Source organism: Bacillus sp. DJP31 (assembly GCF_049310945.1).
Taxonomy (GTDB): domain Bacteria; phylum Bacillota; class Bacilli; order Bacillales; family SA4; genus Bacillus_BS.
In genome coordinates, this window is sequence record NZ_JBMERO010000004.1 from 97,424 (window position 1) to 111,109 (window position 13,686).

At 36.3% G+C, this 13,686-nt stretch carries 18 protein-coding genes; 12 read left to right on the top strand and 6 right to left on the bottom strand.

Translation table 11 applies throughout. The features are described 5' to 3' along the window. Positions 1-1,031 precede the first annotated feature (1,031 nt). Entirely contained in the window at positions 1,032-1,481 is a 450-nt protein-coding gene (locus ACOI1C_RS05950; RefSeq protein WP_422508959.1) for a cupredoxin domain-containing protein, read from the bottom strand. 102 nt (positions 1,482-1,583) lie between these two features. Next, on the bottom strand, positions 1,584-1,724 hold the full coding sequence (locus ACOI1C_RS05955; protein ID WP_422508961.1) for a hypothetical protein: 141 nt from the start codon (positions 1,722-1,724) through the stop codon (positions 1,584-1,586). A gap of 263 nt (positions 1,725-1,987) precedes the next feature. Between ACOI1C_RS05955 and ACOI1C_RS05960 the strand changes: the two genes are divergently transcribed. From ACOI1C_RS05960 to ACOI1C_RS05975, 4 genes are all read left to right on the top strand, one after another. Beyond that, a complete protein-coding gene (locus ACOI1C_RS05960) occupies positions 1,988-3,301 on the top strand; it encodes a TrkH family potassium uptake protein (RefSeq protein ID WP_422508963.1) in 1,314 nt (437 codons plus the stop codon). 77 nt (positions 3,302-3,378) lie between these two features. Continuing rightward, positions 3,379-3,612, top strand: a complete 234-nt coding sequence (locus ACOI1C_RS05965; RefSeq protein WP_422508965.1) for a spore germination protein — start codon at positions 3,379-3,381, stop codon at positions 3,610-3,612. 238 nt (positions 3,613-3,850) lie between these two features. Then, complete coding sequence (locus tag ACOI1C_RS05970) at positions 3,851-4,051, top strand: cold-shock protein (RefSeq protein ID WP_422508967.1); 201 nt, start codon at positions 3,851-3,853, stop codon at positions 4,049-4,051. Between the two features lie 69 nt (positions 4,052-4,120). Beyond that, a complete protein-coding gene (locus ACOI1C_RS05975) occupies positions 4,121-4,321 on the top strand; it encodes a cold-inducible protein YdjO-related protein (RefSeq protein WP_422508969.1) in 201 nt (66 codons plus the stop codon). A 369-nt stretch (positions 4,322-4,690) separates the two neighbouring features. Here ACOI1C_RS05975 and pepF read toward each other — a convergent pair whose 3' ends face one another. From pepF to ACOI1C_RS05990, 3 genes are all read right to left on the bottom strand, one after another. Next, on the bottom strand, positions 4,691-6,505 hold the full coding sequence (gene pepF / locus ACOI1C_RS05980) for an oligoendopeptidase F (protein WP_422508971.1): 1,815 nt from the start codon (positions 6,503-6,505) through the stop codon (positions 4,691-4,693). Positions 6,506-6,658: 153 nt separating this feature from the next. Beyond that, positions 6,659-7,288, bottom strand: a complete 630-nt coding sequence (locus ACOI1C_RS05985; RefSeq protein ID WP_422508973.1) for an SIMPL domain-containing protein — start codon at positions 7,286-7,288, stop codon at positions 6,659-6,661. Positions 7,289-7,397: 109 nt separating this feature from the next. Next, a complete protein-coding gene (locus ACOI1C_RS05990; RefSeq protein WP_422508975.1) occupies positions 7,398-7,718 on the bottom strand; it encodes a transcriptional regulator SplA domain-containing protein in 321 nt (106 codons plus the stop codon). A 28-nt stretch (positions 7,719-7,746) separates the two neighbouring features. On the opposite strand from ACOI1C_RS05990, the gene ACOI1C_RS05995 reads away from it, so the two are divergent. The 5 genes from ACOI1C_RS05995 (at position 7,747) to ACOI1C_RS06015 (ending at position 10,971) form a co-directional block, all read left to right on the top strand. Continuing rightward, positions 7,747-7,887 (top strand): hypothetical protein, encoded by a 141-nt coding sequence (locus tag ACOI1C_RS05995; RefSeq protein WP_422508977.1) that lies wholly within the window; start codon positions 7,747-7,749, stop codon positions 7,885-7,887. A gap of 85 nt (positions 7,888-7,972) precedes the next feature. Further along, complete coding sequence (locus ACOI1C_RS06000; protein WP_422508979.1) at positions 7,973-8,746, top strand: hypothetical protein; 774 nt, start codon at positions 7,973-7,975, stop codon at positions 8,744-8,746. 15 nt (positions 8,747-8,761) lie between these two features. Further along, positions 8,762-9,232, top strand: a complete 471-nt coding sequence (locus ACOI1C_RS06005; protein ID WP_422508981.1) for a hypothetical protein — start codon at positions 8,762-8,764, stop codon at positions 9,230-9,232. 90 nt (positions 9,233-9,322) lie between these two features. Then, positions 9,323-10,201 carry an MYG1 family protein gene (locus ACOI1C_RS06010; RefSeq protein WP_422508983.1) on the top strand — a complete coding sequence of 293 codons (879 nt, stop codon included), beginning with the start codon at positions 9,323-9,325 and terminating at the stop codon, positions 10,199-10,201. Between the two features lie 170 nt (positions 10,202-10,371). After that, entirely contained in the window at positions 10,372-10,971 is a 600-nt protein-coding gene (locus tag ACOI1C_RS06015) for a hypothetical protein (protein WP_422508985.1), read from the top strand. A gap of 36 nt (positions 10,972-11,007) precedes the next feature. Here the strand turns inward: ACOI1C_RS06015 and ACOI1C_RS06020 are convergent, their stop codons facing one another. Continuing rightward, positions 11,008-11,778, bottom strand: a complete 771-nt coding sequence (locus ACOI1C_RS06020) for a hypothetical protein (protein ID WP_422508987.1) — start codon at positions 11,776-11,778, stop codon at positions 11,008-11,010. Between the two features lie 217 nt (positions 11,779-11,995). Here ACOI1C_RS06020 and ACOI1C_RS06025 point away from each other — a divergent pair, with 217 nt between their 5' ends. The 3 genes from ACOI1C_RS06025 (at position 11,996) to ACOI1C_RS06035 (ending at position 13,529) form a co-directional block, all read left to right on the top strand. Continuing rightward, positions 11,996-12,166, top strand: a complete 171-nt coding sequence (locus ACOI1C_RS06025) for a Spo0E family sporulation regulatory protein-aspartic acid phosphatase (protein WP_422508989.1) — start codon at positions 11,996-11,998, stop codon at positions 12,164-12,166. A gap of 125 nt (positions 12,167-12,291) precedes the next feature. Beyond that, positions 12,292-12,915 carry a CAP domain-containing protein gene (locus ACOI1C_RS06030; RefSeq protein ID WP_422508991.1) on the top strand — a complete coding sequence of 208 codons (624 nt, stop codon included), beginning with the start codon at positions 12,292-12,294 and terminating at the stop codon, positions 12,913-12,915. Positions 12,916-13,073: 158 nt separating this feature from the next. Continuing rightward, positions 13,074-13,529 carry a DinB family protein gene (locus ACOI1C_RS06035; protein ID WP_422508993.1) on the top strand — a complete coding sequence of 152 codons (456 nt, stop codon included), beginning with the start codon at positions 13,074-13,076 and terminating at the stop codon, positions 13,527-13,529. Positions 13,530-13,686 lie beyond the last annotated feature (157 nt).

Genomic DNA, 13,686 nt, shown 5'->3' on the forward strand with positions numbered 1-13,686 from the left:
TTTCGCGGGGAGGGATGCGAGCCTCACACCGCTCTTAGCAAGGAGCCCTCGCACCTTTCCGTTCCAATCAACTTGATTATCAAAGGGAAGAATTTTCACAATTCTTATTTAAAGGCGACGATCTTCTAAAATTAGGCCTATTGGAAGAACACCTACAAATATGTTACAACTGCTTATTCTGAGTTAGCGGAATAATCATTTTTACTCCTTGATTAAAGTTGCGATCGATCATTTAATTTTATCAGGTTTTAATCTTGATTTGACAAAGTCAATCCCAGCATTTAGAAATTCTCCACCACTTCCTTTGCCAGTAAAATCTGGTTTCATACCTAAACCAATATCATATGTATTTGTAGAAATTTGTGAATACTAAAAATAAAATTAATTGAACCTCTTTAGAAACTACATACATAGAGTCACGTCTAGTTTCAAGGTCTAAAAATTCAGCTAAAGCCTTTTCAACAGCTTCCATATTATAAAGAGAATATTCTCCATCACAATGCCAATTACGTTCTATTTCTTCAGTTGCGTCATAATCTGAAATTTATATGTAATAGATACCCCCTCGCACCTTATCCTTTATATACATACATTGACAAATCCCCCTATTTGTTCTGATGATTTTCAATTAGGCTCTTTCTGTAAAGTGTGTTGCTTTTAGCTATTTTTAAAAACGAGAGTGGAATGGAGCGGAAAGCAAGAGCCTGGAGCACAATGTAACGAACAACTTTACAATGAGAAATTTATATAAAAGCAACAAAGTATTCAAAAACAGCCTTAAATTAACACCAAAAAGGATAACCGAAATCGCATACGAAAAAAACGAGTGACAATAACTATTGTCATACTGTTAATTTATATCCTATATTAATTGCAACTTTAATGAAAGGGTGCTAAACCTTTATATATCAACAAAAAAACGAGCATCAAACCATTGCGATTTCATACCCGTTTTCGTATGCTATTTTTATTGGTTTCTCCACTTTATCTGAACTACTTAAGCTAGTCTGGCGATGCCTTTACTATTGTTCTTAATCGACCACAATATACCCAATCATTGGTCCGTTATGATCAATATCCGGGTGTGTAGAACAAATAATTCGATAAGTACCTTCTTTAGAGAAGCGAAGGTTTAGAACAGTTTCCTCACCTTTTTTCACGATACCTTTCACATTGGTTCCTTCTATAATGAAAGGGTGTTCTTTTCCATTTACTCCAAAAATACGAAGTTCAATATCTTTTTCATTTGGCACGACAATCGTACCTGGATCCCACCGATAGGATTCTAGCTCTTTGCCTGAATCATTCTTCGATGAAAATTCCCCTGTCACCATTTGAAAGGTAAACACTTCATGCTCAGAAGCTGAACTTCCGACAGTTGGCATAGCGCTTGGCTTTAGAAATATAATTCCACATACAAGTAAAATAAGTGCTAAGGCCGTAGTAATGACCCACGATTTTTTGATTATAATGAACTTCAATATTTCCCCTCCTTTAGCCTGTCTACTATATACATATGACAAGGAAGGAGATAATTGTCCATTTTTATCGTGATGTAAAAATTAATAAATATGAAAAAATAATTATGCAGACTTTCTGTTGTCATCTTCTATCTGACTTTTTACTTCCCAATAGTATATCTGTGGCATCCCAACGTATAACCATAGGTCTTGAATGACACTTGCAGAAATAAAACACAGTAATTGCCAATCTAGTTGTCTCACGTGAGCACCTCCCTTTAGTTGTTTCTTATTTCTACGATACAGGTCCAAGAAGTTGTCTTATACCGACCATTTGTTAAAAATTAAATTATTTAGAAGAAATAGAGGGTTTTTAACAAAATGGATACGTCAAGAAGTGTTAATTTAGGGATATTTACTTGCCTTTAACTACTTTACAAACCTATTTACTAGGAGTAAGATTACTGACATAAGTTACTAATTTTAAATAGGAGCGGGGGAACGAAATTAGTGAAGGTGATACAAATATGAAAAATAAGTGGATTCGACTTAATCCTTCACAGCTCTTAGTAGTCATTTTTGGATTCTTTATTGTTTTAGGCGGTGCTCTGCTCATGCTTCCCATTGCAACTACTCAGCCAATTTCTTGGGTCGATGCCTTTTTTACGGCGACTTCTGCGATGACAGTTACTGGGTTAGGAGTAGTCGATACTGGAACCATTTTTTCAAGATTTGGGCAGGTTGTGATTGTCTCACTTATTCAGTTCGGTGGACTAGGTATCATGTCATTTGCAGTCCTTATTTTTATTGTGTTAGGGAAGAAAATTGGCATGAAGGAACGTATGATTGTTCAGCAATCCCTAAATCAAACTTCTTTAGGTGGAGTCATTAATTTAGTCAAGCATTTGTTTATTTTCTCCATTACCATTGAATTGATTGCGATGATTTTCCTGTCCATTCGTTGGGTTCCCGAATTTGGATGGGGGAAGGGTCTTTTCTTTAGTTTTTTTCACTCTATTTCTGCTTTTAACAATGCTGGTTTTGGACTATTACCTGATAACTTAATGCAATATGTGGGTGACCCTATAATTAATAGTACGGTTTCTATTTTGTTTATAATTGGTGGGATTGGATTTACGGTTCTTATGGATATAAAGAATAAAAAGAACTTTAGAAAATTATCCTTGCATTCTAAGCTGATGATTTGGGGTACATTGATCATCAATACTTTTGCGATGCTCTTCATTTTCTGCATGGAATATTCGAATTCATTTAGTGAGTTCTCGTTATCTGAGAAGTTATGGGGGTCTTATTTCCAAGCAGTCTCACCAAGAACGGCAGGATTCAATACGGTGGATTTACCGGCCTTAACCGAACCTACTATCCTCTTAATGATTATGTTGATGTTTATCGGCGCAGGGAGTGCCTCAACAAGTGGTGGGATTAAACTAACGACATTTTTTATCATTGTCTTAAGTGTTGTTATGTTCTTAAAAGGTAAAGAAGAAATTGTCATTGCTAGACGCTCTATACAACAGAGAATGATTGTAAAGGCTCTTGCGATAACGATGATTTCCTTGTTATTTGTAATAGTAGCCATCTTTATAATGAGTATGACTGAAGATGCGCCATTGCTATATATCTTTTTCGAAGTTGTTTCGGCTTTTGGAACGGTAGGCTTAACACTCGGTCTTACATATTCGCTCACTACTATTGGCAAAATTGTTATTATTACAGTCATGTTTTTAGGAAAGCTAGGACCGTTAACATTGGCCTATACATTGGCCAAACCCGAAAAGGCAAGAATTAAATACCCAACAGAAGATATCTTGACAGGTTAATGAAAATTTCATTCACTATCCTATGATAGGCGCATATTCTATACCATACTTTTGAAAATCGAAAGGGAGTCTTGTTTATGCCGTCTATTGTAGGTACAATTAAAATTGATAGCGTGGGTGATGGAGCTTTTACAGTAGGAGATGTATTTAGGATCTCTCCCAATGGTTCTGCACAGGATAAAGGAGGGGCTGGATCCTTTAATACGGGTGATTTTATGGTTCTCTTGGATAAAAAGAGTTCGATAAATGTAAATGATGCAGATTTTAACGACCAGTACAGTCTTTCCATAAGACCATTCCTAAATAAATAAGATAATCTAAAGAGAATTGATACGATCAATAGAGGGACTGTATCCAGGTTGTCAGTTTCATATTTGACAATTCCATACTTTTAGAGTAGAATGAGAAATGTATCAAATCATAGTATGTTTTCACTTTTTAGCCATTCACCTAATATAAAGAGTGATCATCTAAATGGTACTTTTTATGGTATGTGAATTTTTTTATGGGAAATTAGCATATAATAACAATATTGGAGGTTTTCGCTTTATGAAAACTGGAACAGTTAAATGGTTTAATGCAGAAAAAGGATTCGGATTTATCGAAGTTCAAGGCGAAGAAGATGTATTTGTACATTTTTCAGCGATCACAGGGGACGGCTTCAAATCTCTTGATGAAGGACAAAAGGTAGAGTTCGAAGTGACTTCTGGAAACCGTGGACCACAAGCAGTAAACGTTGTTAAGCTATAACAAAAAATAGAGTGGTGGCTGCCAATTAGGGTAGTGCATATTCTTAAAATTGTATAGGGGGCAAAGGTAATGGTATTTGGTAAAAAACCAATGGAAGAAATAAAAATGGCAACTACAAAGGTTTGGGAATGTACTTCCGAAACGTGTAAATGTTGGGTACGTGATAATTTTAGAAGTAGAGACATAACGACATGTCCAATTTGCAGCAGTGAGATGGAGATTTCATCTAGAGAATTACAAGTTATTCATAATCACTCCGTAGCAGAATAAGTAACCCTTCAAAGTTTCCACGATTTCTTTTTTCAAAGTTTCTCCATTATCTCTTTTTAACTTTAAATCACAGAAGAATTGTTTATACAGTTTTTTTCCTAATTCTCACTGGCATGACTAAGGAGTCATAAGGATGGACGAGAGGTAGGGCTTTCATTGTTTTAGGGTCGACAAGATAACAAGTTAAAAGATATGCTTATAAAATGGTTGACGAGCATGTCCTTACACAATTGAATACTGCTTATTAATGAAAACACCTATCAAAAAGTGATAGGTGTTTTTGCATGTTCCGAGCTTGGAGTGGCGCAGGAGAGATACGTATTGCCTTTTAATATTGTAAGAATAGAATCCAAACATTCGTTACACGAACTAATTAAAACTATTCTCAAGTTCATCAATGAGGGAGCCTACATAAGATACAGCTTTTCGAATGGCATCTGGTTTTGTCATATCAAGTCCTGCGTGATTGATTAACTCTTGAGGCGTCATGGTTCCTCCCGCTTTCAAAACATCTAACCATCGATCGACAGCTGCTTGGCCTTCCTCTTTTATTAATCCAGCAACTGCAGTTGAAACCGTTAATCCAGCTGAATACGTGTAAGGGTAAAGTCCCATATAATAGTGTGGCTGTCTCATCCAAGTAAGACTTGCACCTTCATCTATTTCGACAGTATCTCCCCAGAAAGCGGAGAGAACTTCTGCTTTTTGTTCACACAAAATAGTAGCGGTAATCGGTTTACCAGCTTCTGCTAAACGATAAACTCTTCGCTGTAATTCTGCTTCCAATAAGTGTGTGACAAAATTATGATAATAGGTCCCTAAAAACTGTATAATCACCCATCGTCTCATACGTGTATCCGTTGTATTAGCTAGAATATGTTGTCCCAAGAGCAGCTCGTTCATCGTGGATGGTGCTTCCACAAAATAAGTTGAAGGTCTAGTATTTAATATAGTTTGGTTTTTATTCGCTAAATAGAAATGACCCGCATGGCCTAACTCGTGAGCAAGAACAAAAGCACCTCTCATTGTATCCGTCCACGTGATTAAGATATAAGGGTGTGCTCCATATGGGCTTGAACAAAAGGCGCCTGTAGACTTTCCGATGTTATCTGGCAAGTCAACCCATCGTTCTTTTAATGCCTTCTCCATGATGGCAACATATTCTGGTCCCATGACTTGCAAGGATTCTAAGATAACCTTTGAGGCTTCCTCATAGGTTGTGGTTGGATTGAAATCAGGATCTATTGGAGCCTTCAGATCACAAAATCTTAATGTATCAAGACCAAGCATACGCTTTTTCAAACGAGCAAACCGTTGCATATGTGGAGCTAGTTCCTGACCAATGACATCTAGTTGGTTATGATACATTTCTTGCGTTACTTGCTGTGGTCTAAGTAACATATCCGTAACAGAATCATAATTTCGAAGCTTTGATAGAGTAACTTGTTTATTAATTTCCGTAGCATATGTAGCGGCGAAGGTGTTTTTATATTTTTTTAGAGTGGAAACAAATGAATCAGTCGCTGCTCTTCTTAATTTAGTGTTTGGGGATTGCTCATAGTGATCCTCATATAATGCAAACGAAACAGGTTGTTCTAAACCATTTTCATCTACAATAGATTCAAACTGCATATCAGAAGATTTACATCTTTGATAAATCGTGTAGGGTGAACCATGAAGCTCTCCTAAAGATGCTAATGCTTTTTCAGTCTCTGGCTGTAATTGGTAAGGCTTTGAAGATAAAATATCTAGTAATACCTTTCGATAAGAAGCTAACTCTGGGTTCTCTTGAAGGAATTGTTCAATTGTTCCATCTGGTAGACTTAGAATCTCTGAGTTAATAAAGGATAAAGAAGCATTAACCTTTGAAATCAATGAACCGACTCTAGAAGTATCAGCTTGATTAGAAGGGTTTGTTCCATCCTCTGAGATTCGTAAGTTAGCATAGGTTGCTACTCTAACTACTTTTTCATGTAAGTCTTCTTGAGCTAATAAACAATTTACCAACTCCTCAGAACCTTGACCGAGTCTGCCTTTAAATTGTGTTACATTTGTGGTGGTTGCAAAAGTGACATCAATGGCTGTTTCAAAGTCTGCATATGTAGGGAATAGATCCTCTAGTTTCCAAGTTAGATCCGCGTTAACTTCTGAACGGGTAGGGCGTTTCACAACAGTTTTCTCCATGACTCATTCTCCTTTTTTTACAAAGTTATGATTTGATATTTCGTGTTACTAACTAAAAATAGTATAGAACATTTCGAGGTGAAATGTCAGTATCTTTATATTTTTTCAGAAAACTGAATAGAAAAAGAATAGCTTTTTAGCTACTCTTTTCGTTTAACAATAATAAAATTCCGCTCTGACCTTAGCTGTGACCGTTTGTAATCCTGGCTGAATGGGTGTGGATTCTGCTGCTGCAAAGGTCTTATACCTACCTAGCGGATAGACTTGATTGGTCGGTTCCTCTTCAATTAGATAAGGGATCGTATGAATTTGAGCTCCCACTTGCTTTGCGAGAGAAAATGCTTTAGTTTGAGCTTCTACTACTGCCTGTTGAAGTGCTTGGAGATAGATCAGTTGATCATTCTCAACGGTGAATTGGATATCTGTTACATTGTTAGCCCCACTCTTGACGGCTGTATCAATGAGTAGACCAATTTTATCCAATTCTCTAACCGTGAGCTGAAGTAAATGACTCACTTTGTAGCCTTTTAATAGCTGCATTTCTTCTCGATACTCATAAACGGGTTCTATTCGATAATCTGCCGTTTGGATCAGGCTTTGTTCTATTCCGAGTGTAGTGAACTGTTGAATCATGAGATTGATAATAGAAGCATTTTCCTTTTGGATTGCCTGTAAATCTTTTCCTTCTGTAACAGCTCCAATCGTTATCAATGCTTGGTTTGGCATAACATTTATTTCGCCTGTTCCGTAAACCTTAATGCTTGGGGGAGATTTATGATTCATTGTATCACCCTTTTCATATGAGAATACCTAATACTATGTTTTTTGGGAGGTTTTCATCACTTTATTCGGGTTTAATGAAAAAAAGAGACGAGTTTATCGTCTCTTTTTTCTACATAGTTGTAGGTCCGTTCTCATAAAGGTCCTGATAAGCAGACTCTGCTGCTGCCTCAGAAGCAAATAGGGCATCATCATCTTCAATCGTGTGAAACGTTTCGTGTAGAAACAAGGCAAGTGCATTTGGATTATGAGGGTGCTGAACTAGCTCTGCTTTCTTTACATTTGATACAGAAGCTGTATGTGGATTGTTATAAATGACATACACCTCATCTCCTGCTTTTGCATCTTTAGGATGGATGGTATCCATTTCATCAGTCCTTTCTACTAAAAGAGCCTGTTCAAAAAGGAGGACAAAAAGAGCAAAGAAGTTCAAGGAAGCGAAGTCTTGAGCACCGGAGCGTATGTTTTGTATACGTGAGGAGCGGAAAGACGAGCTGACGAAGAAATTCGAAGCTATTTTTGCCGGACTTTTTGAACATCCTCTAAAATCAATAGTATTGTTTGCTATAAACAATAACAATATGAGGACTTGGAATAATTAGTACAATCCCTATATTATAGTGGATGAACAGAAGTGTTAAATGCCATACTAAACATATCAATTTTTTTGGAAAAAGTGGTGCTCAGGTGAAAGGATCAGATAATGAATCAAAAAACAGGCATGTGGTTGCGTATGTATCACCATTTGGTACAAATTTAATACACTTAAGAAATCCATGGATACCTGCTTGGTGGTCTGCTGCATTTCCGGGACTAGGACATATGATGCTCTGTAAATATGCTATCGCCTTCGTTCTTGTCTGCTGGGAAGTGTTTATCAATCAAATGTCAGGGATTAACACTTCTATTTATTATTCAATGGTTGGTGACTTTGAGACTGCAAAAGAGTCCATTAATTTGCGGTGGTTTCTTTTGTATATTCCCGTTTATGTATTTGCTATTTGGGATAGTTATTACCGGACCATTAAAATAAATAAAGATTATTTGCTCTGTTATAGAAAGGGATATGTTGTGATTTCAAATACCATTTCAACATTAGAATTAAACAAGCTACAAAAACGTAAGCCTGTCCATGCTGGCATTTGGTCCTTATTAGCTCCGGGCTTTGGTTACTTACATATCAATCGATTCCCTTCGGCTTTTTTACTTGTTTCCTGTTTTGTCATCATTTCATACATGTCTAACTTATTGCCAGCTGTTCATTTTACGATGGTTGGTGATTTTCATTCAGCCACGAATGCAATTAATGTTCAGTGGTTTTTATATATACCGTCATTATATTGTTTTACAGCTTATGATTGTTATGTAAATACTGTGGAATACAATAAATTATTTGAGAAAGAACAATCCAGGTATCTAAAAAAGGAGTATCAAAGTTATCGGTTCAAAATGCCAGAATAAAGTAAGGTGAATGTTATGTATGTTATCGCTTCTTTTCAATATTCGGTGGATTTAGAATTAGCAATTGCTGAGATCGAAAATATAGGAATTCAAAAGCATGAAATCCTAGTTCTTCCGTTAGATAAAAGAACGGAGGGTAATAGGCTTTTTGACTCGATGCACCATTCTGATGGTAAAAGTTTTGTTGAACTAGCTGCAGTTCTAGGGACCATTTTTATGCTTTTAGGATCGATCTATGGATTCGTACTGAAATGGGGACCCATTATTTGGGCATTGATTGGATTAATCTTTGGATCAATGCTTGGCTTCTTTATTGATTACTTTTATTCTAAGTATAAACATGAGAAAGTTCTTACGACTGAGAATTTAACAGAAGTTTTCCTAATGATACATTGCAAAGATTTTCAGGTTGATCAAGTAAAGAAAATTCTTTGGGAACAGCAGGCTCTTGGTTTAGGCACATACATTCAAAATGTACAAATGTAGAAAAAATCGCTCCGATTGAAATATTTTCTTGAAAGAAGCATGTCCATTTTCCCTAAAAGGTGAGAAAATGAAACAAAGGGGGATTTGTACTTGAATATAAGAAAAGTAGGAACACATAGTGGGACATTCCACGCGGATGATATCATTGCATTTATTATATTGGATGAACTATACGGATCGATAGAGCTCGTTCGTTCGAGAAATGAGGATCTTCTATCAACTTGCGATCTTGTTTTTGATGTAGGTGGTGGTGATTATGATCATCATACAAATGATAAAGAGTTCCGTGAAAACGGGATACCCTTTGCAGCAGCTGGTCTTGTTTGGCGTGATTTCGGAAAATCACTGCTAGAGAAAAAAGGGATACCAGCGCATTCGATTGAAAAAGTTCACCTCTATATTGATGAGCAATATATGCAAGGACTTGACGCAATAGATAATGGGGTTCGCTTTGAACGTGAAATGATCATACCTGATTTGGCGACAGATTTACATAGGTTTAACCCGAAGTGGAATAAGGAAGAGGATGAACTTGAGCAATTTTACAAAGCAGTCCAGTATGCTAGAACATCTTTCCTCAATCTAATTGAAGACCAACTCGCTAAAATTGCGGCAAAAAGCATTATTTCAAATGCATATGATAATCGAAAACAAAAAGAATTATTGCTTTTAGATCAACATTGTCCGTGGCATCATGCATTACTTGAAGTTGATATAAAAGAAGAAGTACTTTTTGTCATCTACCAAGATCCTCGTAAGGGCTTCTTAATTCAGACGGTGCCCGTTCATGGGAATACCTTTGAATCTCGAAAAGATTTACCGGTGGAGTGGGCAGGGAAGAGCATGGATGAATTAAATCTTATCCTTGAAATACAGGATGCCGTTTTCGCTCACCCAGCACGTTTTATTGCCGGAACTAAATCAAAAGAGAGTATTATGAAAATGGCAGCTATTGCAATCGCTGACTAAATGCGCTTGTTTCGTGTAAGTAATTAATTTTATAATCACGAAATTGTATAAAATATTCTAATTAATCTGAATTGATGTAAAAATCCCAAATGTGTAGACATATTTAATTTATTGTAATACAATTAATTTTGAAGTGAATTAAATACAGATAATAGGAGATGGGTCTACTAATGAAGAAATTAATCGTAGCAGGTATTTTATCAAGTTCATTATTTTTAGCTGCATGTGCTGCAGAGGAAGCTGAGCCAGCAAAAGAAACAGAAACAGCAACAGAAACAGAAACAGAAACTGAAGTAACAGAAACTGAGACTGTTGATACAAAGGCAGCTCTTGTTACATTCCACATATCTGTGCTTGACAACTTTAAAGATGAGTACCACACATACAAAGCTTACAATGCTGCAGTAGCTGCACATGCAGATGCACTAGCAGCACAAGAGGATGCTGAAGTTCCAGCTGAAGACAAGCCTACTGCTGAAGCAGTAGCTGAGTTAGCAGCAGCAAGTGAAACAGCAAAGACTGCAGCGGTTGGTCTTGCAGATGCTTCAGCTGAAGAAATCCGTAACTTTGCAGTTCCTGCTGAGCTAGAAGCTTCAAGTGCTGATGTTAAATCTGCCCTTGATGACCTTGCTAAGTTCTATGAAGGAATCAAAGCTGACGTTGCTAATGCGGAAGCAAATGGAGCACTATTCCAATCATTCAATGATAAAATGGGTGTTTTATTTGATGCAGAAGGATTACCTGCTCCTAATTACTCTAAAGCATTTTAATTACTAGAAACCGAGACTCGTTGAGTCTCGGTTTTTTTATTGCTTCGTATACTCTTGTTTCTCTTCGATACGTTCACTTTCTTCTTCCAAATTTGATTTCGGCATAAAACGAAACAAATAGTTGGATGTTACCTTTATACTATTTTCAATTTTGTCTGTAAGATGAGAAAACTGTTCAAAAAATATCCCTTTTAAATGCTCTAACTGTCTAGTGATTTTTTGAGATATAGCTTCCTGGTGATCAAGGCGTTCCATAGTTGTCTGATGAAAAACTTCTTGAAGGCTCAGTTTTTCAGTTAGACTTTGATATAACTCTTCTTGTTTCATTAGTTGTAAATTAATGCTGTGTAATACCGATTCATTTTCCTTCAATTTTTGGGCAATTACTTGAGTAAAATGATCTTGACTCGTTAATTGATCCATAATTGCCTGATTGACTAAGTCATCACTCTGAAACTTACTTCTTACATCGAGATCGAGTTTTTCTAATTGATGGACTCTATTTAGAATAGATTTACTTGCTTGCTCTTGATCCAATATCCGATCTTTAAACTGTGTTTGTGAATCTTCATGCTTTGTAATTTGAGTAATCAGCTGATCAAAGTAATATTTCTGCTCTATTTTGGACTCTGTCATGTTTTGGTTTACATGTTGAAATGAATCACTTAATTTTAAATTGGTTTCCTGTTGCTGCTCAATAAACACCTTTATATAATTCGTGCGATATAAGTCCTGATTTGAAAGTTTACTCTCTTTGGAAGAAGAGATAAACACTTTTGGATATACCTCTTTATTCTGAAAAATCATCAGGGGACACTCCTTTACTGAAGGTCACGATTTGGGTTGCTATTGGTTATGTATATGCAAGGAGGGTTTGTGCAAGTTCTACTTATTTTTTTATAGGGAAATGTAGAATTTTGTCGATTTATCAATATTCATGACAACCTTCGTCGAATGGATGTTCATTGTTAGTAAAACTTGTCATAATGAATAGACTTACGCTAAGTAAAGGGCGGATATTGTAATGGATGTAGATAAGTTGATACAGGAAATTGAGAAACAACGTGAAGAAATGACATTACTTGGAATAAATAGAGGGCTTACCAATTGTGATACAGTAAAATCAAGTCAAAAGCTAGATCAGTTGTTAAATCTTTTGCAATTTTCAACATCTAAATCGAAACTTTATAATTAATGCATGAAGTGGCTACTTTGCTGCTTCTATTTTTTTTGTTAAATGATGTATCGAGGACGGAGAATGAGACAAAATAGAAAGGTTACATAGTAACAAATAATTGTAAATATAAGTGGAGGGAAGATATGATTAAGAAAATTCTCGTCTTCATGTTAGTTGGATTACTCGCATTCCCGGTCTTTTCTAGTGCTCAGATAAGTATGTTTAAAGAACCACCGTTTTCTCATTACAAGGTATCTCCTGGTGACTCTTTTTGGTTTATTGCGAAACGTTATGGGTTAGATTATCAAGAATTGATTAGATTAAATCCTGACGTTGAGCCAAGAAATATGCATGTTGGTGAAGTCATTCGTTTAAAAGCAGATGCATCAAATCATAATGCATTTGAAGATCAAGTTGTGACGTTAGTTAATCAACAAAGAGCAAACAATGGGCTTCGAGCTTTATCTCACCGCGCTGATCTAAAAGCAGTGGCACATAAAAAAGCACAGGATATGATTAATTCTAACTATTTTTCTCATACGAGTCCAAACTACGGTTCACCGTTCGATATGATGAAAACATTCGGTATCAGCTATACAACCGCTGGTGAAAATATCGCAAAAGGTCAAAAGACGCCACAAGAAGTCATGAATGCTTGGATGAATTCACCTGGACATCGTGCAAATATCCTAAAAGCTGATTTTGACACAATTGGTGTAGGATTCTATCACGGCGCATGGGTACAAATGTTTATAAAAGCAAGGTAACTTGTTGATCTCCCACTCATTAAACATGTGTAGGAGATTTTTTTTTGCAAAAAAAAGAATTTTTCCTGTTCAAATTGTCTTACTATTCTTTTAAAGGTTAAAATAAACATATATAGTAGTAATGTATTGCCTAGTTGAAATGTAGGGGGGGAACTTTCTTGTCAAAGCAATTTGAAATCACTCGTGGTTCACTGATGAAATTTGTTAAAGAGGTAAATGATCGAACAGCCGATGAACAGCTTCAAGGATTCAATAACACAATACGTTGGCATGTTGGCCATGTATTATCAGCGGGGGAAAGCTTCTTATTTGGATTTCCAAAAAGTTCTACTCATTTACCAATCTCGTACAAAGAATACTTTGGTGGAGGTTCAAGCCCATCCAAATGGACAGATGAAGCGCCTACACTAACTTTACTCATCGAACAACTTGAACAACAAACAAAGCGTATTCGTGAATTATCTCCAGCCTTTTTTGAAGAGAGCATTCCTTTCAAGTTTCCGTTTGGTAACCTAGAAACATACGGAGAACTAATGGGATTTATGCTCTATCACGAAGCGGACCACCTTGGTCAAATGAAGGCAATGAAGCGAATTATTGAGAATCAGTCATAAAACCTATATTCGGCAAACAGAAGGCAAATGGGCGCGTTTAGAGAGACTTGCACTCTGACTTCCTTAAGGGGGGATTTTTCACCCTTTAAAAAGTGATTGGGGATGTCTTCCACGCTCACTTTTTTAAAAGAAAATTTTTGTGTAGATATCGAAAATA